The sequence below is a fragment of the Noviherbaspirillum saxi genome, from assembly GCF_003591035.1.
Lineage (GTDB): Bacteria > Pseudomonadota > Gammaproteobacteria > Burkholderiales > Burkholderiaceae_D > Noviherbaspirillum > Noviherbaspirillum saxi.
Map to the genome: position 1 here is coordinate 924,903 of NZ_QYUO01000003.1, position 19,598 is coordinate 944,500.

Consider the following 19,598-nt stretch of genomic DNA (forward strand, 5'->3'; position numbering starts at 1 on the left):
GGTAGGCTAGCACCGCGATGAACAGCAGAAAGGATGATTTTGTGTCGATGGGCGATGCGCGGCGACCACTGAACCGGATGAGGAGCGGCTTTGCGAAACTCACCGGCATCGACAAGGATCTGGCCAGCCAATTGACAAGCATCTCGCCTGAAACAGGGCTGCGTAGCAGGTCTGAGCGCTCGGTCGGATTCGGCTGGGCCGTCGTGGCATGTTCGCTTGCCACGGTATTGGCGCTTCCTTTTCGCGACGTGCTCGATCCCGCCAACATGGTCATGTTGTATCTGCTGGCAGTGGTTCTCGTTGCCGTGCGATTCGGCCGTGACGCAGGCATACTCGCCTCGGTGCTGGCGGTCCTGGGATTCGATTTTTTCCTGGTTCGGCCGTACCAATCCTTCACCGTCGCCGATACGCAATATCTCTTGACGTTCGGCGTCATGCTTTCGGTGGCACTGGTCATCAGCAGTCTGGCGGCCCACCTGCGGCAGCAAGCGCGGATTGCGCATTATCGCGAGCGACGGACCCATGCACTGTTTGAACTTGCCCAAGCCTTGTCTGGTGCCCTCACCCACGAACAGGTCATCGAAGTCACGACGCGTCATATCGAGACCATGTTCCAGGCGAACGCGGCACTGCTGCTGCCCGACGAGCAAGGAAAACTGCATCCTTGCACCGCTGAAAATGCCTCTGGCTTATTGCTTCCGCTAGTTGCCCTCCATAGCGCGCAGGCAGTCTATGACAGCCAGCAGGCAGCGCGCTCCGGTAGCGAGATGAAAATATCCGGCCGCATGCTTTATCTGCCGTTGCATGCGCCGCTGAATACCAGGGGCATACTCGCTGTCATGTCCGACGACACGGGACGATTGCTGCTGCCGGAACAGCAACGCCTCCTTCAGACTTGCGCTGCACAGATCGCGCTGGCCCTGGAGCGGGTCCATTACGTTGACGTCGCGAAGGATGCCCTCGTCACAGTGGAGTCGGAACGTTTGCGCAATTCGCTGCTGAGCACGATCTCCCATGACGTGCGCACCCCGCTTACCGCGATAGTGGGTCTAGCGAGTACGCTTGCAACGCAGCATAAGCTGCCGCAGGAGACACGCGAGGAACTGATAGGGGCGATACAGGATGAGGCGTTGCGGATGAGCAGCATGGTGACCAGCCTCCTTGACATGGCGAGGTTGCAAGCTGGCGGAGTCACGCTGAATCGTCAATGGCAGATGCTGGAAGAAGTCGTGGGCAGCGCGCTGGGCGAACTGTCCCGGACCCTGAGTGCGCGCGAGATCGATCTGGCGCTCGCACCGGGGCTGCCGCTGCTCAACTTTGACGCAGTACTGATTGAACGGGTGCTTTGCAATCTCCTGGACAACGCTGCCAAATATTCAACGCCCGCGACGCCGATCCGGGTTGCGGCTCGCGTCGACGGCGATGAAGTGGTGGTGTCGGTGGAAGATTGCGGCAGCGGCGTGCCGGCAGGCCTGGAGGAGGCGATATTCACGAAATTTGCGAGAGGAAACCCGGAGCCCGCGCAGGTCGGTGCCGGACTAGGCCTGTCCATTTGTCGCGCCATCGTCCAGGCGCATGGCGGGCGTATCTGGGCCGACAACGCTTACACCCAAGGAGCGCGCTTTGTTTTCATGCTGCCGTTGGGATCGCCGCCTGCTTGCGAGGAAGTCGCGGAGGTCCAGGAATCGGACAGAAGAGGTCCCGCGGCATGAACGAGTCGCCTGTCCGCATCGTCATCGTGGAAGACGAAAAGCAGATTCGACGGTTTCTGCGCATGACGCTTGAAGCCGAAAACTTGCACGTCAGCGAGGCAGAGACCGCATGGCAAGGCATAGCGCATATCAAAGCACATCCGCCTGACCTGGTCATCCTGGATCTCGGCCTGCCGGATTGCGACGGAATCGAGGTAATTCGCCAATTACGGACGTGGACCGCGCTTCCTATCCTGGTCCTGTCGGCGCGCGGCGAAGAAGTGCAGAAGGTCAACGCGCTGGATGTTGGCGCCGACGACTACCTCACAAAGCCTTTCGGCAATGCAGAACTGCTGGCACGCATTCGGGTCCATTTGCGCAGGCGCGCGCACGGCGGTGCGCAGGCGGAGGAGCCGGTAGCTCATTTTGGCGACGTGGCGCTCGATTTTCTACAGCGCCGCGTTACCCGCAATGGGCAGGATGTCCATCTGACGCCGATCGAGTACCGGTTGCTGGCCATCCTGGCCGGCAGTGCCGGCAAGATACTTACCCATGCACAATTACTGCGGGAAGTCTGGGGTCCTGGCCATTCCGAGCGCAGCCATTATTTGAGAATATATATGGGTCACCTGAGGCAAAAACTGGAAAACGATCCAGCTCGGCCTAAACATATACTGACGGAAACCGGCGTCGGATATCGACTTGTCACAGACTAGCGGGAAGCGTTCCAGTCTTTGGTCGAGGTGGATTGGACCAGTGTTATTTGCTCTCCTCGAATTTTAGTTAACGCGTATCAAAGCACGATCTGGTATGCGCGATACTTTGAAATGCGAGTAACTTAGCTATGCTCTATGGAGACTGGTATGGGCTTCATTTGGCCCGAATTTCTATGGATGGTGCCTATTGCTGTTCTATTAAGCATAGGAGTCATGCTGTGGCATCGCCGGAATATTGGCAAATCGAAGTTGAGCAAGTATGTCGGTCTGGTTAGCCAACAAGGATTGACCGCTCGACCATCCTGGCTACAACGGCACGTGCCGCCATGCCTTTTTTTCATGGCGTTCATATTGTTGCTGGTTGGTATTGCGCGGCCTACAACAGAGCTTTCTCTTCCCGCTCGCTACGATACGGTGATCCTTGCTGTCGATGTATCCGGCAGTATGAAAGCTACCGACGTTGCACCTGACCGTATCGGTGCTGCCAAAGCCGCCATCCGTAAGTTTGTTGAGCAACAGGCCGCAACGACACGCATTGGCGTGGTTGCGTTCGCGAGCACCGCTGCGCTGGTACAAGCTCCTACCGCAAATCGTACTGAAGTGCTTACGGCAATTGACAGATTGCAGCTCCAAGGCGGCACAGCGATTGGCAGTGGTTTGCTGATTTCGCTAAAGGCGATATTTCCGGCCTTTGAGCTGGACCTCGGGACTGCGGATTTTGAACCGAAGAAGGACAATGGGGCGAATGAGCCGCTGCGAATCAAACCGCCAACGACAACAGCGCCACCAGGCTCATACCGATCTGCAGCGATTGTGCTGTTGACCGACGGGCAGGCGACGACAGGACCGGATCCAATAAAAGTTGCGCACGTTGCTGCGGATCGTGGATTGCGGATCTTTACCGTCGGCATTGGTACGCGCGAAGGCCAGATCGTGTCAGAAAGCGGTTGGTCCATGCGCGTTTTTCTTGACGAGGACACATTACAAAGAATAGCCCACATTACTCATGGCGAATACTTTTATGCCGGCAACGAGGCGGAGCTGACAAAAGCTTATAGCAAGGTGACCGCTACAATCTTTTTCGAGAAAAAGGAGCTTGAGGTTACCGCACTATTTGTTGCCGCCGCAGCAATCCTAGCCGTGATCGCTGCTCTGCTATCGATGCTAAGGTTCAATCGTATTTTCTAACTTGAGCAACTACCGCACGCATATTCGCAAGCCGGATTAAAAGCGCATCGTTAGGCTAGCACCGACTTGCCGATCCGTTTCGGCACGGTTGAGCACCAAAGGCATGTTGACATAGAACGGAACGGGCAATTGCAATGGATACTGCTGTGACTGGGGAATGCAGATCTGCCTTGTTATAGCCAGCCGACTTTGCGAAGGCGTCGATAGAGAACGACGCATCCGGCTACAATCACTCCCATGATGGCGGGGTAACTCCATTTCCATTCAAGTTCCGGCATAAACTTGAAATTCATGCCATACAGACTGAATACCATGGTCGGTACGGCAAGAATTGCACCCCAGCCCGCCAGCCGCTTGACGACTTCATTCTGCCTGATTGTTACCTGGGCAAGAGCAACCTGCATAGCGGCATTGATCATTTCCTGCATGCGGTCGCTCGCCTGAGTCACGCGAGCAACGTGATCCAGGATATCGCGGAAGTAGACGCGGATATCCTTCGGAATAATGTCGCTATGGAAGCGCAGCAACCGCGTACATATGTCTATCAACGGTGAGACAGCCGCCTGCAGTATCAAAAGCTTGTTTTTGAGCTCATAAAAGTCTTGCAGATTATTCTTCTGGGCGCCTGGTGTGAATAGCTCTCGTTCGAATGTATGGAACTGCTGCTGGAGATGATCTATGCATGGCTGATATTGATCGACGACAAAATCAACGATGGCATACAGCACATACCCCGGTCCTTTGGCAAGGCGGTCCGGCAGGTGCTCGCACCGTTCCCGTACTCCTTTATAGCTGCTGGAAGCGCCATGCCGTACCGTTAGTACAAAGCGCGGGCCGATAAAGATATGGGTTTCGCCAAACTGAATCGTGTCTGCAGACAAATGGGCGGTGTGCAGGACCAGGAACAAGGTTTCGCCATATTCCTCAAGTTTAGGACGCTGATGGGCGTTTCTCGCATCCTCTACCGCGAGTTCATGCAGATTGAACTCTTCTTGCATCTTTCGCAGAAGTTCAAAATCCGGCTCAAGCAAACCGACCCAGACAAACGTATCGTCTTCGCGTAACACCTCGCTGATGTCTTCTACCGTGATATCACCAATTTTTCTGCCGCTGCGGTAGACAGAGCAATTTACGACTGCGGAGAGTGTGTTCATTATTCGTTAGGGATGCGATAGCGGGGCGTAGCCGGTAGATTGAAGTTGACGCCGGCAAATTGACGTACAGACATCATACCGTAGAGCCCGTTGAATGTACCTTGCAACAACTAAGGTAAAAGGCTTCCCCAATGATTACGAAGTCAAACGGTTCCGGGTCGCGGCGTTCATCCTTCGCACGGATCAGGTCGTCACCAACGACCTAGCCTGGGATTGCCCGGATGCTACATAAGCGGTGTGCGGCATGTGCTGCCTCATCGGCAATGGCAGGCACACTTACCATCCAAGCCTGCAAGTAGTGCGATAAGCGACATATCTAAATTTTAGAAGCATATTCAAAGAAGTTATCTGAAAATAGAAAATTGTTGCCGGAACTAACAGGAGGCATGCCTATCGAACTACATTTTTTTACAATGGAGAAGCTTTAATGATCGAACACAATACGAGAATCAACACTTATCGGGTGTCTGCGGCGGCCGCCGGATTGCTCGCGGCATGCGGCGGCAGTTCCGTCGGGGACGGAGGCGGACTGATTCCCACCACGTCATTGAAGGCGCTATCGCATGTAAGCGTAGTATCCGGAACAACCGATAGTCCGCCACAAGCAGCCCCGCCTTCATCTACCCCATCTGAAAATTCCGGTTCACCTCAAGCCTCCAGTACTTCATCGCCCTCCCCAGTAACTCTCCCGCCTTCGGATGGACCCGCCGGACAGGATTCCAGCCGGTATACGCTCACTTTTCACGACAGCTTCGACGCCGGCCTTGACCGCAATGTCTGGAATACCGAGCGCACGGACGCCGACATCGCAGTCGCCAATTACGCGGTAAAAAAAGGCACGCTCAAGATCTGGCCTGAACGCGGTACTAACGGTGAATTTTTCGACCGCACATTCGACACCGACGGTCGCTTTTCACAGCGATACGGATACTTTGAAATGGAAGCCAGGCTTCCCAAAGGTAAAGGCGTCTGGCCGGCATTCTGGCTGTTGGGATACAAAGATGGTCGGCGTCCCGAGATTGATATTCTCGAAGCCTACCCCGGTGGAGCCGCCCCTTGGGGTGCACCTGGCATCGACGGCGTTCCCGTTCCAATGATGTATGCGCCGGTGGTGTGGAACGATCGGGGAGACCAGGCTGGCTACACAAAGGTCGCAACGCCCGATATGTCCGCCGGGTTCCATCGTTATGGCCTCAAATGGGAACCGAATAAAACGACCTTCTACTTCGACGGCAAGGAAGTTTATTCGCTTCAGGTTTCGGTTTCAGATCCGTTGTTTCCCATACTGGATCTCTGGTTCGGTAGTGCCAGCAGCGAACCTGATGAATCCACGCCGACAGGCGAGTCCAATGCTTTTGAAATCAATTACGTGAAAGCGTGGCAGTTCAAATAGCATTGCCATCCTTGCCTGGATCGCATACTAAAGCATTGACTTATACCGCTGTACCCTGAGTGCCAGGCAGGTGGACAAGCCGCTGCCGGACCGGATCTTTCGTGCGCGTGATCAGCGTCGGTCACGCTTGCGTATATGACTCGGGACATTAGGCGATTCCCTCACCATCGATAATCTCCATTGCCCGTCGCGCGAAATTCACGCTCAGCTTGCCGACGTCGCGTGCATTCTCCGAGACCGAGGCGCCCGAGATTGCTCTTGCGGCGATACCTTCGGCAATGACCGCAAGACGAAAAAGCGAAAACGCATAGTGGAATGTTGCGATTCTCGGCTCAATGCCGGCAACGGAAAAATAGTGGGCCAGGTAGTCGCGTTCGGATGGAATCCCGAGGGCATCGAGATCGGCGCCGCGCATGCCCATATACTCATCAGGAAACAGATACCATCCAAGGGCGCTATAGGACAAGTCAGCCATGGGATCGCCCAGACTTGATAATTCCCAGTCGAGAATACCGACGACGCGGGGTTCGGTTGGGTGGAACATGAGATTGCCGATGCGGAAATCGCCATGGCTGATCGCAACCGTACTGTTGTCGGGAATTGCCATAGGGAGCCAGGCTGCAAGGTAATCGATTTCCGGGACCTTGCGCGTTTTCGAGAGATTCCATTGCCGTGTCCATCGTGCTATCTGGCGCGAGTAGTATTCGCCCTGTGATCCGTAATCCGAAAGCCCGCATGCTTTCCAGTCGACCCGATGCAGCTGGGCCAGGGTTTCGGCCATCGACAAGTACATTGCGTTACGCTCATAGGCGCTGACGTCCGGCAGTGAGCAGTCGGAAAACACGCGACCCTCCAGCCGTTCCATCACATAGAATGGCGTGCCGATAACATCGACGTCGTCGCAGTAAAAGACGAGTGACGGCACCGGTACATCGGTGGTGCCGAGTTGCTTCATCACACGATATTCGCGGTCTATCGCATGCGCGGATGGCAGCAGCGGCCCCGCAGGCTGTTTGCGCAGCACCAGTCGGCGATTGTCGTATGTGACGAAATAGGTTGGATTGGACTGCCCCCCGCCTATGCGGTCGAGCGTCATCTCGCCGCTCAGCGTAGGAATCATCAATCGTAAAAACTGGTCAAGTCGGACTGGCGCAAAGCCATCGTTTGCAAAATCTTTGTGATGATCGCTCATCGGTGCTATCCATTGAAGTTTGAATTCCATCGCATTCGGCGGATGCGGACATATGGCCGAGATATGCGATTTTCCCGGCAAGGCCAATCCCGCAGCCGCCACGCCATCCCCGCCTCGGGAAAGCGCTACTCTGCCACGAGCACGATCTTTCCGATATGTTCTTGTTTCTCCATTAGCGCATGCGCCCGTGCCGCTTCCGCCAGTGGGAACGTCGCATGGACAAGCGGCTTCACCTTGCCCGATGCAATCAGCGGCCATACATTCGCCTCAAGAGAGCGAGCTATTGCAGCCTTCTGCTCCACCGTTCGAGCACGTAGCGTGGAACCCGTCCAGGTAAGTCGCTTAAGCATCAATGGCCAGAAGTCGGTGCTGATTTCTGATCCCGTCAGCCATGAAATTTGCACAATTCGTCCATCAAGGGCAGCCACTTCAATGTTGCGCGCCACGTACGATCCGCCGACCACGTCCAGGATCACATCGACACCCCGGCCACCGGTTGCCGCTTTCACGACTTCGACGAAATCCTCGGTCAAGTAATCGATGGCACGTGTCGCGCCGAGCCGTTCGATCGCGTGCACCTTGGCCGTCCCGGGCACCGTGGTAAACACCGTCGCGCCGAAAGCCACTGCCAGCTGAATGGCTGTTGTTCCGATGCCGCCGGTACCTCCATGGATAAGCACTGTCTCGCCTGGAGCCAGGCTGCCGCGCTCAAACAGGTTGGTCCAGACCGTGAAGTAAGTCTCGGGCAATCCGGCCGCTTCGATCATGGACAGTCCCTCCGGTATGCGTAGCGCATGCGGCTCGGGCACGACGGCGTATTCGGCATAGGCGCCGCCGGGAGCAAGGGCGCATACCTTGTCGCCCACCTTGAACCGTTTGGTGCCGGGGCCGACGGCCGCTACCGTCCCTGACAGTTCCAGGCCCAGTATGGGTGACGCACCTACAGGTGGTGAATACTTACCCTTGCGCTGCAACAGGTCAGGACCGTTAACACCGGCAGCAGCTACTTTTATCAGCAGCTCCTCGTTGCCCGGAACGGGCAGCGCCGCTTTGCCGGGTTGCAGCACTTCCGGGTCGCCGAATCCATGCTGTTCTATGTACGTCATGCTGTTGGGAATGGTCATCGTACTGGTCCTCGGTTGTGTCGTCGGCCACGCATTCAGATGCGACCCGGCAAAGGTTTCGTTATCAGCTCGGAGCCAAGAGTATCAACCGGCGTAGCAAAAAGCCGCCCCCTGATCGGGGGGACTGAACGATATTTTTTCCAGTGGTGCAATGACGGCTCGTTGTCGAGCTATTGGCGTACGTATCGCTGCCCCCCATTGAGGGGGCTTTGTTTTCTCCGGCCGCGCGCGCACCTTCCCTGCAGTGAGCATGGTTGCATACGGGTCGGCTGACACCGGCGTCAACCACGGCTGAAAACGGCGCGCCGGCTCACATTTCCGCGACGCATCGCCTCGGGGCTGCGTCCCAACATATACGAACGGTAAAAGGAAGAATTATGGCAAAGAAGATTTTGGTAATCGCTACCAGCGTTGCAGAGTACGCCCAGACGGGTTATCGGACCGGCCTTTGGCTCGGCGAACTCACGCATTTTTGGGACGTTGCCGAGGCAGCGGGTATCGCGGTTGATATCGCCAGCCCGCTTGGCGGTTTTGTCCCCATGGATCCCGAAAGCCTGACCCAGGAAGTGCTTGCCGACCTAGGAACAGGCAAGCGCTACAAGGACCGCACGTTCATGAACCTGCTCACGGCATCCAAAAAGATTTCCGAAGTAAGTGTCGACGATTACGACGCCATTTATCTCACCGGAGGTCACGGCACCATGTTTGATTTCCCGAACACGAACGAACTTGCCAGGTTGATCGCCGAGTTTGCCAGAGACAACAAGGTGGTGTCCGCAGTCTGCCATGGACCGACGGGCTTGCTGAATGTTCGGCTGGATAATGGCGGCTATCTGATCAACGGGAAAAAAGTCACCGGCTTTACCTGGGCCGAAGAAGTGCTCGCCCAGCGAGATACCGCGGTGCCTTTCAGTCTTGAAGACGAAATGCTGCGTCGGCAAGCGGTTTACAGCAAGGCAAAAAATCCCTTCGAGCCGTATGTCGTCGAGGACGGCAAGCTGATTACCGGACAAAACCCGGCCAGCGCGCGTGGTGTGGCCGAAGCCGTCATACGACAGTTGACAGCCGGTTAACCATATCTGGCGCCCGCGCGCATGCGGGCGCCGCGCCGACCTCCCCGAACGAGGGGCTGCTTTTTATACATCCGGGATCTACAGTTGTCCATCCGATCAGTGGCGACCGTTCGGGGCATGCGAAGCCCGCCGGAAGCAGTCGCTCCTGTTGGACATCAACTCGAAATACTACTTCCGCGTATCAAGGAGACAGTTTTGTCAAACACCAAGCCGATCGATTGTTCCGGCTCCGCGTATGCTTACCCGCTGTTGATCAAACAGCTTTTGCATACGCCCTTATCCGTTTGTCCCGACCAGCAGATCGTCTACCGCGACCAGGTGCGGCATAGTTACCGGACCTTGCGTCATCGTATCGGCCAACTGGCCGGCGGACTCCAGTCATTGGGCATCGAACCGGGCGATACGGTTGCCGTCATGGATTGGGATAGTCATCGTTATCTGGAAAGCTATTTTGCGGTTCCGATGATGGGCGCAGTGCTGATGACCGTGAATATCCGCCTTACGCCGGATCAGATCGCCTATACATTGAATCATTCGGGCGCCAAGGCCTTGTTGATTCATACCGACTTTCTCCCGGCATTCAATTCCCTCCGCAACGGCCTTACCACCGTTCAAAAGCTGATACTGCTCGATGACGCAGGTACGGCATCCCTGCCTTCTGGCTTCATGGCTGACTATGAGAGCCTGCTCGCCGCGTCGGATCCGGATTTCGCCTTTCAAGACTTCGACGAGAATACGCGCGCGACGACGTTCTATACGACGAGAACGACCGGCTTGCCGAAAGGCGTCTACTTTAGTCACCGCCAGCTGGTTCTTCATACGCTGGCGACGACAGCCGCTCTGGCCAGCGCCGCGCAGCAGGGACGGGTGCATCGGGAAGACGTCTACATGCCAATGACGCCGATGTTTCACGTACATGCGTGGGGCATGCCCTACGTTGCCACCATGCTGGGTTTGAAGCAGGTCTACCCTGGGCGCTATGCGCCCGAGCTTTTGCTGGAACTGATCCGCCGCGAAGGCGTCAGCTTTTCGCATTGTGTTCCGACGATTTTGCACATGCTCCTGAGCAGTGACGCTGCGGCGCAAACCGATCTGCGCGGATGGAAGGTGATTATCGGAGGCTCTGCTCTACCGTCGGGATTGGCACGTCATGCGATCGAGCGCGGCATCGATGTCTATACCGGATACGGCATGTCCGAGACCTGTCCCATCCTTACGCTGTCCCAGGTCAAGCCATCGCTGGCAGGTGATCCGGAAAAGGAACTGTCGATTCGCACGATGACCGGCCTGCCCATACCGCTGGTCGACCTGCGCATCGTTGACGATAACATGCACGACCTGCCGCATGACGGACTGTCAGCCGGAGAAATCGTCGTGCGCGCGCCGTGGCTGACGCAAGCTTATGTCAACAATCCGGAGGCTTCGGAGAACCTGTGGGCTGGTGGCTATCTGCACACCAATGATATCGGTGTCATCGACAATGAAGGTTATCTGAAGGTCACCGATCGCCTGAAGGATGTCATCAAGTCCGGTGGTGAATGGGTTTCCTCGTTGGAGATCGAAAACCTGCTCTCGCGTCATCCATCGGTCGGCGAGGTGGCGGTCATCGGGATCAAGGATGCCAAGTGGGGCGAGCGGCCATTGCCACTGATCGTGCTCCGGGCCGGAGCGAAAGTAGCGGAGATGGAACTGCTCAAACATCTGATGGAATTATCGATCCGAGGGACGATTTCCAAATTTGCGGTACCCGAGCGCATTCTCTTTGTCGATGCGATCGATAAGACCAGCGTGGGCAAGATAAACAAGAAAGCACTTCGCGATAAGTATCAGCTGGATTAAGGCTTTTCCGGAAAAGCCATCTGCCGATTCAGTCCGCAAAAACGCACAGTCTCTCAAAACACGTCTCGACGATGTATCGGGACGAAACATCTTTTGAAAACATATCCCTTCAAGGAGACAACAATGAAAGTTTTACGCCATCGATTTATTTCCGCACTTTTCGTGTCCACGACGCTTGCTGGTCCTGCCACCTTTGCGGAAAACGTGAAGATCGCGTTTCTTGATCCCTTGTCGGGGCCCTTCGCGCCAGTCGGTATGAATTTCATGCGTAGCTGGCAATACGCGGCCGAACTCGCCAACAACCAGAAGTGGGCAGGCGCGCATACCTTTGAAATCGTCGGCTTCGACAACAAGGCCAGTCCGCAGGAATCGCTGTCGCAATTGAAGACGGTACTTGATCAAGGATATCGGTACATTGTTCAGGGCAATGGCTCGGGCGTTGCACTGGCGCTTTCCGATGCAGTAGCAAAGCATAACGAACGCAATCCCGGGAAAGAAGTGCTGTACCTGAATTACGCCGCCGTCGATCCGGATCTTACCAATAGCAAGTGCAACTTCTGGCATTTCCGGATTGATGCAAACTCGGACCAGAAGATGGAAGCCCTGACTTCCTACATGGCCAAGGACCAGGAGATCAAGAAGGTCTACATCATCGGTCAGAACTATGCACTGGGTCATCAGGTCACCCGCGCCGCAAAGGAGTATCTCAAGCGCAAGCGCCCGGATATCCAGATCGTGGGTGATGACCTGCATCCTATTGGACAGGTCAAGGACTTCTCGCCCTATATCGCAAAGATCAAGGCGTCAGGCGCAGATGTGGTCATCACCGGCAACTGGGGCGCCGACCTTGCGTTGCTGATCAAGGCGGCGAAGGATGCCGACCTCAAGGCAAACTTTTATACCTATTACGGCAATACCACGGGAGTCCCCACCGCCATGGGGGCGGCCGGTGCGGATCGGGTCAAGTACGTCGCGTACTGGAACCCCAACAATGAGAATTACACCGGCAAAGACATCGTCGAAGGCTTCAAGAAGAAGTACAACGATGACTATTACACGATGGCGACATATTCCGGGATGGTATTGCTTGCCAAGGCAATTCGTGACAGTCAATCCATTGATCCTACCAAGGTGGCATTTGCGCTCGAAGGCATCAAAGTAAAAAGCCTGAATGGCGAAGTCGAGATGCGCAAGTCCGACCACCAGCTGCAGCAGCCGCTGTATATCGCGACCTGGACCAAGCTCAATGGCAAGGATGTGAAGTTCGACCAGGAGAACACCGGCTACGGCTGGAAGACCGATGTCAAACTCGATGCCTTCGTTGCCAGTCAGCCGACGACCTGTCAAATGAAACGCCCGTCTAACAACTAGTGCTTTTGTGGAGCGCCGATCGTTGCCGATCGTTGCGAATTGTGCGCTCCATTTTTTTGCCACACAAGTTACACGGATTCGACAGGAGTACGTCTTGGAATTTTCTATCATTACCTTGCTTAACGGTTTGAGCTACGGGCTCCTGCTGTTCATGCTTTCATCCGGCCTGACGCTGATTTTCAGCATGATGGGTGTGCTCAATTTCGCGCATGCGAGCTTTTACATGCTCGGCGCCTACTTCGCCTATGCGATCAGCGTCAAGATCGGCTTCTGGCCGGCGCTGGTCGTGGCGCCCTTGCTGGTGGGCGTGATCGGCGCCGTGGTCGAGCGCTACGGCTTGCGCTCGGTGCACAAGTACGGCCACATTCCCGAACTGCTGTTCACCTTCGGCCTGTCGTACGTGCTGGTCGAACTGGTGCAGCTGATCTGGGGCCGCGCCGCGGTGCCGTATCCGATTCCGGCCGAACTCGACGGTCCGCTGTTCACGCTGTTCACCACCACCTTCCCGATGTATCGCGGCTTCATGATGCTCATCGCGATCCTGATGCTGGTGTCGATCTTCCTGGTCCTGACCAAGACCCGCATCGGGCTGGTGATCCAGGCTGCACTCACGCACCCGGACATGGTCGAAGCGCTCGGCCACAATGTGCCGCGCGTGTTCATGCTGGTGTTCGGCGGCGGCTGTGCGCTGGCCGGACTGGCCGGCGTGATCGGCGGCAATGCCTTCGTGACCGAACCCGGCATGGCCGCCACGGTCGGCTCCATCATCTTCGTGGTGGTGGTGGTCGGCGGCATGGGTTCGCTGGTGGGCGCCTTGCTCGCCTCGCTGCTGATCGGCATCCTGCAAACCTATGCGGTGGCGCTGGATTACTCGTTTGCCACCCTGCTGGCAGGACTGGGCACCACGGTCACGCCGGACACCTTCGGCTTCCCGGTGCTGAAACTGACGATTTCGCAAGTGGCGCCGATCATGCCCTATCTGCTGCTGGTGCTGATCCTGATCTTCCGCCCGCGCGGCCTGATGGGAACACGGGAAGGCTAATGAACATGACTACCTTGACCATGAATAAAACAATGACGTACAAGCCGATGAACCTGGCGCGCTGGATCATCTGGGGCCTGTTTGCGGTGGGGCTGATCATCGCGCCGCTGCTCTTCAAGTCCGGCGCGTCGCTGTCGATCCTGTCGCAGATCGGCACCGTGATGATCTTTGGCTTGTCCTACAACATGCTGCTGGGGCAGGGCGGCATGCTGTCGTTCGGCCATGCGGTGTATTCCGGCCTGGGTGCATTCTTTGCCATCCATGCGATGAACCTGGCCAGCGCCGGCCAGATGTGGATGCCGGTCACGATGATTCCGCTGGTCGGCGGCATCGCCGGCATGTTCTTCGGCATGCTGTTCGGCTATGTGACCACCAAGAAATCCGGCACCACCTTTTCGATGATCACGCTGGGTATCGTCGAACTGGTGTTCGCCTGCTCGCTGATGTTCCCCGAGTTCTTCGGCGGCGAAGGCGGCATTTCGACCAACCGGGTGTATGGCGAGAAGTTTCTCGGCATCACCTACGGTCCGCAGATCCAGGTGTATTACCTGATCGCCGCCTGGCTGTTCATCGCCACCATCGGCATGTATGCGTTCACGCAAACCCCGCTGGGACGCATCATCAATGCGGTGCGCGACAACCCGGAGCGGGTCGAGTTCATCGGCTACGACACCCAGTGGGCGCGTTACCTGACCCTGATCCTGTCCGGCTTCTTTGCCGGCATCTCGGGCGCGCTGTCGGCGATCAACTTCGAGATCGTCACGGCCGAAAACGTCAGCGCGATCCGTTCCGGCGGGGTGCTGCTGTTCACCTTCATCGGCGGCGTCGGCTTCTTCTTCGGCCCGATGATCGGCGCCATCATCGGCGTGTTCCTGACCGTGATGCTGTCGGATTTCACCAAGGCCTGGCAGCTGTATCTGGGCGTGTTCTTCATCCTGATCGTGATGTATGCCCCGTTCGGTGTGGCCGGCATCATCATGCTCAACCTGCGCGTGGCCAAGTACGGCAAGTTCAAGCGCATCTGGCCGCAGATGGCGGCCATGTGCGCGGCCGGGCTGGTGGCGCTGGTGGGGGTGATCATGGTCATCGAAATGCTGTACCACTACACGCTGGAATCGGTGAATGGCACCGAAATGAAGCTGTTTGGCACCATGGTCGATACGGCGGCGCCGACTGGCTGGAGCATTGCGCTGGCACTGCTGGCGGCAGGCGGGCTGGCGTTCTGGAAAACCAAGAAATCATTTGCAACCGTGTGGGGCGAAGTGAATAGCGAAATTGAAGAACAGATCCGGAGGGCCACGGCATGAGCGCGTATTCCCTTGAATTGAAAGATGTGCGCAAGAGCTTCGGCAAGTCGGAAATCATCCGCGGCGCCAACCTGAGTGTGCCCAAGGGCGAGCGCTTTGCGATCATCGGCCCCAACGGCGCCGGCAAGTCCACGCTGTTCAACCTGATCTCGGGCCGGTTCCCGGTCAGTGCGGGCGAGATCCTGCTGAACGGCAAGAGCATCCTGGGGTTGAAGCCATTCGAGATCAACCGCAGCGGCTTGTCGCGCAGTTTCCAGATCACCAACATCTTCCACCGCTTGTCGGTGTATGAAAACCTGCGCTGCGCAGTGCTGTGGTCGCTCGGCTACAAGTACTCGTTCTGGCATCGCCTGAACGGTTTGAAGGATGCGCAGGAGCGGGCCGAAGCGGTGCTCGAGCAAATCGGCCTGCGCCGCCGGCGCGACACCGCGGCGGGCTTGCTGACCTATGCGGAACAGCGGGCGCTGGAAATCGGCATCACGATTGCCGGCGGCGCCGAAGTGATCTTGCTGGACGAACCGACGGCCGGCATGAGCCGGTCGGAATCGGATGCGGCAGTGGAACTGATCCGCAAGGTGACGGTGGGCAAGACGCTGTTGATGGTCGAGCATGACATGAGCGTGGTGTTCGGCCTGGCCGACAAGATTGCGGTGGTGGTGTATGGCGAAGTGATCGCCTGCGACACCCCGCAGAATATTCGTGGCAATCACAAAGTGCAGGAAGCCTATCTGGGCGGCCATGCACCGGCGGAGGCAGCATAAATGGCAGCATTACTGGAAATCAAGGACCTGCACGCGTATTACGGCAAGAGCCATGTGCTGCACGGGGTGGACCTGCAGGTGGGCGAAGGCGAAATCGTCAGTCTGCTGGGGCGTAACGGCGTGGGGCGCTCGACCACGGTGAAGTCGACCATGGGGCAGGTCGACGTGACCGGCTCGATCAAGTTCAAGGGCGAGGAAATCAGCGGCCTGAAAGCGTTCGAGATTGCGTACAAGGGACTCGGGTATGTGCCGGAAAACCGCGACGTGTTTCCCACGCTCACGGTGGAACAGAACCTGATCCTGGGCGAAAAGAATGGCAAGGGCGCCAAGAAGAAGCCGCGCTGGACGCTGGACGACATGTACCAGATGTTTCCGCGCCTGAAGGAACGGCAGCATACGGCAGCCGGCGTGTTGTCGGGCGGCGAGCAGCAGATGCTGACGCTGTGCCGCACGCTGATGGGCGACCCGGACCTGATCATGATCGACGAGCCGACCGAGGGACTGGCGCCGAAGATCGTGGACCTGGTGGCGGAATACCTGAAGGCGTTGAAGAACCGGGGTATTTCGATCCTGCTGGTGGAGCAGAAGCTGGCGATTGCGATGGAGATATCGCAGCGGGTGTATGTGATGGGCCATGGCGCGATCGTGTTCGAGGGTACGCCCGACGACTTGCGCGCCAATGCCGCCATCCGCAAGGAATGGCTCGAAGTGTAGGTCCAGCCGGATTCGAACCCTGCGTTCCCTGTCCATTAGCGACCGAAGAAAAATGAAATCATCAATTGAAAGCCTGTGCCCGTATGAATTCGAAGCACTGTTGAATGCCTTGCGCCGCGACATGCGCTTGCAAGCCGATCTCGCCAAGGTGGATGTCGAGTGGGCAAACTGGCACGGGAACAATGCGCGCGTCAGTCAACGTATTCTGGAAGCGCTCAATCCAAAGACGATCAATCCGGATGATGTCGTTGACGATGCAGCGTGGCGAACGGATTTCGAAATTTCTCTCGGTAGAACAGGGGAGAGCACCCATGTCCGATAGCGCATTTCTACTCGATCAAATGCTTGCACTGGCCGATGCCATGCGTGCGCAGCAAGTGGCCGCACTAGGTCAGGCCAGAAGGGAAGCCGGCACTCGTGCCATGTGTCCCCGGAATGCGCCGCACGATACGGTGACGGGCATTGCGGCAGAAATTCTCAGCCGTCGCTCCCGCGGCGAATCGCTAGGATCGATTGCCCATGCGCTGAACTGTCAGGGTGTGAAAGGGCGCTACGGCGCCCGATGGTATACGGCCAGCGTGCGTGCTTACCTACGAAGAATCAGGCCGGCGATATAAGGGACATCATTTATCCAGGGAAGTCAGGATGTGATATGCAGCAGTCACCCTGGCATCAATCGGATAATTTTTGTTCGCCAGAATCACAATGCCTAATTTTTGTGCAGGAATGAAAGCAACATAGGCTGCAAAGCCATTCGTTGATCCGGTCTTGTTGATCAGCACATCCGTCTGTGGTGGTAGAGGAGGACTTAGCGTCGTTACCGTCGTAGGCTGATAGATCATCGTATCGGCGTTACCTGCCAACAGCTTTTTCAGTGTTAAAGGATAAGAATACTGCTCCCATATCAAGCTCTGTGTCATTTCACCCGATTTGAAATATCCCTTGTGGGTCTCGTCTATCGCGCGCTGCAACTTCGCGTCAAGTTTTGCCAGTTGCATGTTCGCCTCAAGGAAGCCGATCATGTCGATCGTTGAGGATTTCACCGCGTAGGCTTCGGACGCCAGAACTCCAGGATTCATGCGAACCGGTGCATCCTTTTTGGTATAGCCTTGCGCGTAATCCTTCATTCGGTCTGACGGCACGTTGATGAAACTGTTCACCATGCCAAGCGCAGGGAATAACTTTTTCTCAAGTGCATCATCAAAGGATTGCTGCATGCTTTTGGCGGCAATCATGCCGAGCATCCCAATGCCCGGGTTCGAATATGTCCTATGCGTGCCGGGCGGATAAGCGGGTTGCCAAACCTTGAAATAGTCGATCAGTTGGTTGGTATTGTTGATATTGTCCGGGACTTGCAGCGGGAGTCCACCGGGAGTATGCGTTCCCAGGTTGAGCAAGGTGAGCTTGTCAAAGCTGCTGCCCTGCAAGGATGGAAAATATTTGCCGGGACTGTCGGATAAGGAAAGCTTGCCGTTGACCTGAGCATAGGCCGCCAGCGTCGCCGTGAACGTTTTCGTAATCGACCCGATCTCGAAAAGGGTCTTGCTCGCGATGGGATGTTTGCTTTCCCTCGACGCTATGCCATAGTTGTAGAAATACCTTTTCCCGTTAACGGTGACAGCGATTGCCATGCCCGGAATATCATAAGTATGCATGACGGGGCGGATCGTATTGTCTACGGTTTCTCCGATCCTGGACTGATCCCGCCCACCGGCCGCATAGCTGTTGGCCGCGAATAAGCAGGTAATAGCTGAGATCATTGTTAACAGTCGCATAGCTTGGGCAAACCTTCGATTTGTATTGTCGGGTCAAGAAGTATAAGGAGGATAGTCCTTGCGATCCGCCAGACTGTCTGGAAGGCTTGTTCAGCCCGATGTCACAGATCATTCCTGAACGGGCTGTACCGGACCTGCTTCTCTTTCAAGGCAGGTTGGCCGCGAAGATGTCGTATCGGCAGGTGGTCTCGATCATGCAGGAATTCCTGCATGGTACCGAAAAGCTCAATCATGTGACAGTGCGAAATCGCACTTTACGGGTTGGAGCTCGAGTCGATGCCATCGAGTTGCCGCCTGCCGAGGCGTTATCTCCAGATGCCGAGTGGCCTATCGCGATCGACGGTGGGTTCGTACGGGGAAGGGAAGAAGCGCGGCCCGCTTCGTTCGAGATACTGACCGGACGTCTTTGTGCGCCTGGCATGAAGCCACGCGTCTTTGCTTGTGTGCGTGGTGAAGTAGCCTCCATAGCGCAGCGCCTTGCTTCGCTGCTACAGGCCTGTTCTGGCTCGACCACGCCGAAGGTCTGCATGACTACAGGCGGTGCGAATGGTGTACAGAGCATACATCGCCAGTTACCGTTTCCGGCAACCCCCATCCTGGACCGGTTCCATATCTCGATGCGCATTCGATATCTGGAGCAGATCTCAAAAGGAATGTGCGCACGGTCAAAGCCAGGGATCTGCGCTAATTTTCGGCTGGTGGCGTTTCCCCGGTGCCAAATCTGGATCTGCAGTTCCAGTTCACTGACCTGGCGGTCAAGTTCCTTCAAATGCCCAAGCAGGCGTTGCACTAACTGACGCAGGACGGTTGGTAATTCGTCGCGGGCAGCTTGTTCGTCTTAACGTAAAGCTTCACAAACTGAGGCGCCATCAATCGGACGGTATGATCCAGTGTCTGCAATTTCCTCGCTCAGTAATGGGCACTGCTGCGCGCTTCCATGCCAACCAGGCACGGTGTTAGGTTGGCGAAGAAAGGCAATACGTGGTTGCGCTTCAATGCCATCTTGAGCATCACCTTGCCCTGCTGATTTACGGCATGGATCTGGATCACGTTCTTTGCCAGATCAAGCCCGACTGTTGTAATCTGCATTTCGTACCCCTCTCAATTAGTGGACCATCGCACTTTTCCACTGTGGCATTTCGATAGCGTTTCGGGAAGGGGCGTCCATTACTCCTGCATTGATTTTGCCAAACGGCTTACCTAGCTATAGGTACTCTGCTCGGCCGTACCGTAGCGCTTGACTACTTCGACAATCAGC

At 56.4% G+C, this 19,598-nt stretch carries 17 protein-coding genes and 1 pseudogene; 13 read left to right on the top strand and 5 right to left on the bottom strand.

Annotated features, from left to right (window positions below; translation table 11 throughout):
• The first annotated feature begins 17 nt into the window (after positions 1–17).
• From D3871_RS27325 to D3871_RS27335, 3 genes are all read left to right on the top strand, one after another.
• Positions 18–1,712, top strand: coding sequence for a DUF4118 domain-containing protein (locus tag D3871_RS27325; protein ID WP_119772221.1), 1,695 nt, complete (start codon positions 18–20; stop codon positions 1,710–1,712).
• Complete coding sequence (kdpE, locus tag D3871_RS27330; RefSeq protein ID WP_119772222.1) at positions 1,709–2,407, top strand: two-component system response regulator KdpE; 699 nt, start codon at positions 1,709–1,711, stop codon at positions 2,405–2,407. The genes D3871_RS27325 and kdpE overlap by 4 nt, the downstream gene beginning before the upstream one ends.
• Positions 2,408–2,554: 147 nt before the next feature.
• Complete coding sequence (locus D3871_RS27335; RefSeq protein WP_119772223.1) at positions 2,555–3,595, top strand: VWA domain-containing protein; 1,041 nt, start codon at positions 2,555–2,557, stop codon at positions 3,593–3,595.
• 173 nt (positions 3,596–3,768) lie between these two features.
• Here D3871_RS27335 and corA read toward each other — a convergent pair whose 3' ends face one another.
• Positions 3,769–4,749 carry a magnesium/cobalt transporter CorA gene (gene corA / locus D3871_RS27340; protein WP_119772224.1) on the bottom strand — a complete coding sequence of 327 codons (981 nt, stop codon included), beginning with the start codon at positions 4,747–4,749 and terminating at the stop codon, positions 3,769–3,771.
• A 427-nt stretch (positions 4,750–5,176) separates the two neighbouring features.
• On the opposite strand from corA, the gene D3871_RS27345 reads away from it, so the two are divergent.
• Complete coding sequence (locus D3871_RS27345; protein ID WP_119772225.1) at positions 5,177–6,142, top strand: glycoside hydrolase family 16 protein; 966 nt, start codon at positions 5,177–5,179, stop codon at positions 6,140–6,142.
• A 148-nt stretch (positions 6,143–6,290) separates the two neighbouring features.
• On the opposite strand, the gene D3871_RS27350 is transcribed toward D3871_RS27345, so the two are convergent.
• Together D3871_RS27350 and D3871_RS27355 are read right to left on the bottom strand one after the other, a co-directional pair.
• The gene (locus D3871_RS27350; protein ID WP_119772830.1) at positions 6,291–7,334 is read right to left on the bottom strand and encodes a phosphotransferase family protein; all 1,044 of its coding nucleotides are present in this window, start codon (positions 7,332–7,334) and stop codon (positions 6,291–6,293) included.
• 125 nt (positions 7,335–7,459) lie between these two features.
• Positions 7,460–8,440, bottom strand: coding sequence for an NAD(P)H-quinone oxidoreductase (locus tag D3871_RS27355; RefSeq protein ID WP_199724975.1), 981 nt, complete (start codon positions 8,438–8,440; stop codon positions 7,460–7,462).
• Between the two features lie 395 nt (positions 8,441–8,835).
• On the opposite strand from D3871_RS27355, the gene D3871_RS27360 reads away from it, so the two are divergent.
• The 9 genes from D3871_RS27360 to D3871_RS27400 all read left to right on the top strand — a co-directional run bounded on the left by D3871_RS27360 (position 8,836) and on the right by D3871_RS27400 (position 17,182).
• The gene (locus tag D3871_RS27360; protein WP_119772227.1) at positions 8,836–9,531 is read left to right on the top strand and encodes a type 1 glutamine amidotransferase domain-containing protein; all 696 of its coding nucleotides are present in this window, start codon (positions 8,836–8,838) and stop codon (positions 9,529–9,531) included.
• A 195-nt stretch (positions 9,532–9,726) separates the two neighbouring features.
• The gene (locus tag D3871_RS27365) at positions 9,727–11,370 is read left to right on the top strand and encodes a fatty acid--CoA ligase (RefSeq protein WP_233575834.1); all 1,644 of its coding nucleotides are present in this window, start codon (positions 9,727–9,729) and stop codon (positions 11,368–11,370) included.
• 123 nt (positions 11,371–11,493) lie between these two features.
• Positions 11,494–12,741 (top strand): branched-chain amino acid ABC transporter substrate-binding protein, encoded by a 1,248-nt coding sequence (locus D3871_RS27370; protein WP_119772229.1) that lies wholly within the window; start codon positions 11,494–11,496, stop codon positions 12,739–12,741.
• A gap of 94 nt (positions 12,742–12,835) precedes the next feature.
• A complete protein-coding gene (locus tag D3871_RS27375; protein WP_119772230.1) occupies positions 12,836–13,783 on the top strand; it encodes a branched-chain amino acid ABC transporter permease in 948 nt (315 codons plus the stop codon).
• 5 nt (positions 13,784–13,788) lie between these two features.
• Positions 13,789–15,090, top strand: coding sequence for a branched-chain amino acid ABC transporter permease (locus tag D3871_RS27380; protein WP_233575555.1), 1,302 nt, complete (start codon positions 13,789–13,791; stop codon positions 15,088–15,090).
• Entirely contained in the window at positions 15,087–15,851 is a 765-nt protein-coding gene (locus D3871_RS27385) for an ABC transporter ATP-binding protein (RefSeq protein ID WP_119768429.1), read from the top strand. Before D3871_RS27380 ends, D3871_RS27385 begins: the two co-directional genes overlap by 4 nt.
• Positions 15,852–16,565, top strand: a complete 714-nt coding sequence (locus tag D3871_RS27390) for an ABC transporter ATP-binding protein (protein ID WP_119768430.1) — start codon at positions 15,852–15,854, stop codon at positions 16,563–16,565.
• A 52-nt stretch (positions 16,566–16,617) separates the two neighbouring features.
• On the top strand, positions 16,618–16,887 hold the full coding sequence (locus D3871_RS27395; RefSeq protein ID WP_119772231.1) for a hypothetical protein: 270 nt from the start codon (positions 16,618–16,620) through the stop codon (positions 16,885–16,887).
• Positions 16,877–17,182: a recombinase family protein gene (locus D3871_RS27400; protein WP_119772232.1), complete on the top strand. Its 306-nt coding sequence runs from the start codon at positions 16,877–16,879 to the stop codon at positions 17,180–17,182. The genes D3871_RS27395 and D3871_RS27400 overlap by 11 nt, the downstream gene beginning before the upstream one ends.
• A gap of 6 nt (positions 17,183–17,188) precedes the next feature.
• Here the strand turns inward: D3871_RS27400 and ampC are convergent, their stop codons facing one another.
• The gene (gene ampC, locus D3871_RS27405) at positions 17,189–18,340 is read right to left on the bottom strand and encodes a class C beta-lactamase (protein ID WP_119772233.1); all 1,152 of its coding nucleotides are present in this window, start codon (positions 18,338–18,340) and stop codon (positions 17,189–17,191) included.
• 670 nt (positions 18,341–19,010) lie between these two features.
• Positions 19,011–19,429, bottom strand: a pseudogene (locus tag D3871_RS31205) (transposase); the annotation flags it as partial.
• Positions 19,430–19,598 lie beyond the last annotated feature (169 nt).

What these genes read in the sequence shown, in the direction of transcription:
- D3871_RS27325 (WP_119772221.1), top strand. Translation starts at nt 18, where the DNA reads ATGAACAGCAGAAAGGATGATTTTGTGTCGATGGGCGATGCGCGGCGA.
- kdpE (WP_119772222.1), top strand. Translation starts at nt 1,709, where the DNA reads ATGAACGAGTCGCCTGTCCGCATCGTCATCGTGGAAGACGAAAAGCAG.
- D3871_RS27335 (WP_119772223.1), top strand. Translation starts at nt 2,555, where the DNA reads ATGGGCTTCATTTGGCCCGAATTTCTATGGATGGTGCCTATTGCTGTT.
- corA (WP_119772224.1), bottom strand. Translation starts at nt 4,749, where the DNA reads ATGAACACACTCTCCGCAGTCGTAAATTGCTCTGTCTACCGCAGCGGC.
- D3871_RS27345 (WP_119772225.1), top strand. Translation starts at nt 5,177, where the DNA reads ATGATCGAACACAATACGAGAATCAACACTTATCGGGTGTCTGCGGCG.
- D3871_RS27350 (WP_119772830.1), bottom strand. Translation starts at nt 7,334, where the DNA reads ATGAGCGATCATCACAAAGATTTTGCAAACGATGGCTTTGCGCCAGTC.
- D3871_RS27355 (WP_199724975.1), bottom strand. Translation starts at nt 8,440, where the DNA reads ATGACGTACATAGAACAGCATGGATTCGGCGACCCGGAAGTGCTGCAA.
- D3871_RS27360 (WP_119772227.1), top strand. Translation starts at nt 8,836, where the DNA reads ATGGCAAAGAAGATTTTGGTAATCGCTACCAGCGTTGCAGAGTACGCC.
- D3871_RS27370 (WP_119772229.1), top strand. Translation starts at nt 11,494, where the DNA reads ATGAAAGTTTTACGCCATCGATTTATTTCCGCACTTTTCGTGTCCACG.
- D3871_RS27380 (WP_233575555.1), top strand. Translation starts at nt 13,789, where the DNA reads ATGACTACCTTGACCATGAATAAAACAATGACGTACAAGCCGATGAAC.
- D3871_RS27385 (WP_119768429.1), top strand. Translation starts at nt 15,087, where the DNA reads ATGAGCGCGTATTCCCTTGAATTGAAAGATGTGCGCAAGAGCTTCGGC.
- D3871_RS27390 (WP_119768430.1), top strand. Translation starts at nt 15,852, where the DNA reads ATGGCAGCATTACTGGAAATCAAGGACCTGCACGCGTATTACGGCAAG.
- D3871_RS27395 (WP_119772231.1), top strand. Translation starts at nt 16,618, where the DNA reads ATGAAATCATCAATTGAAAGCCTGTGCCCGTATGAATTCGAAGCACTG.
- D3871_RS27400 (WP_119772232.1), top strand. Translation starts at nt 16,877, where the DNA reads ATGTCCGATAGCGCATTTCTACTCGATCAAATGCTTGCACTGGCCGAT.
- ampC (WP_119772233.1), bottom strand. Translation starts at nt 18,340, where the DNA reads ATGCGACTGTTAACAATGATCTCAGCTATTACCTGCTTATTCGCGGCC.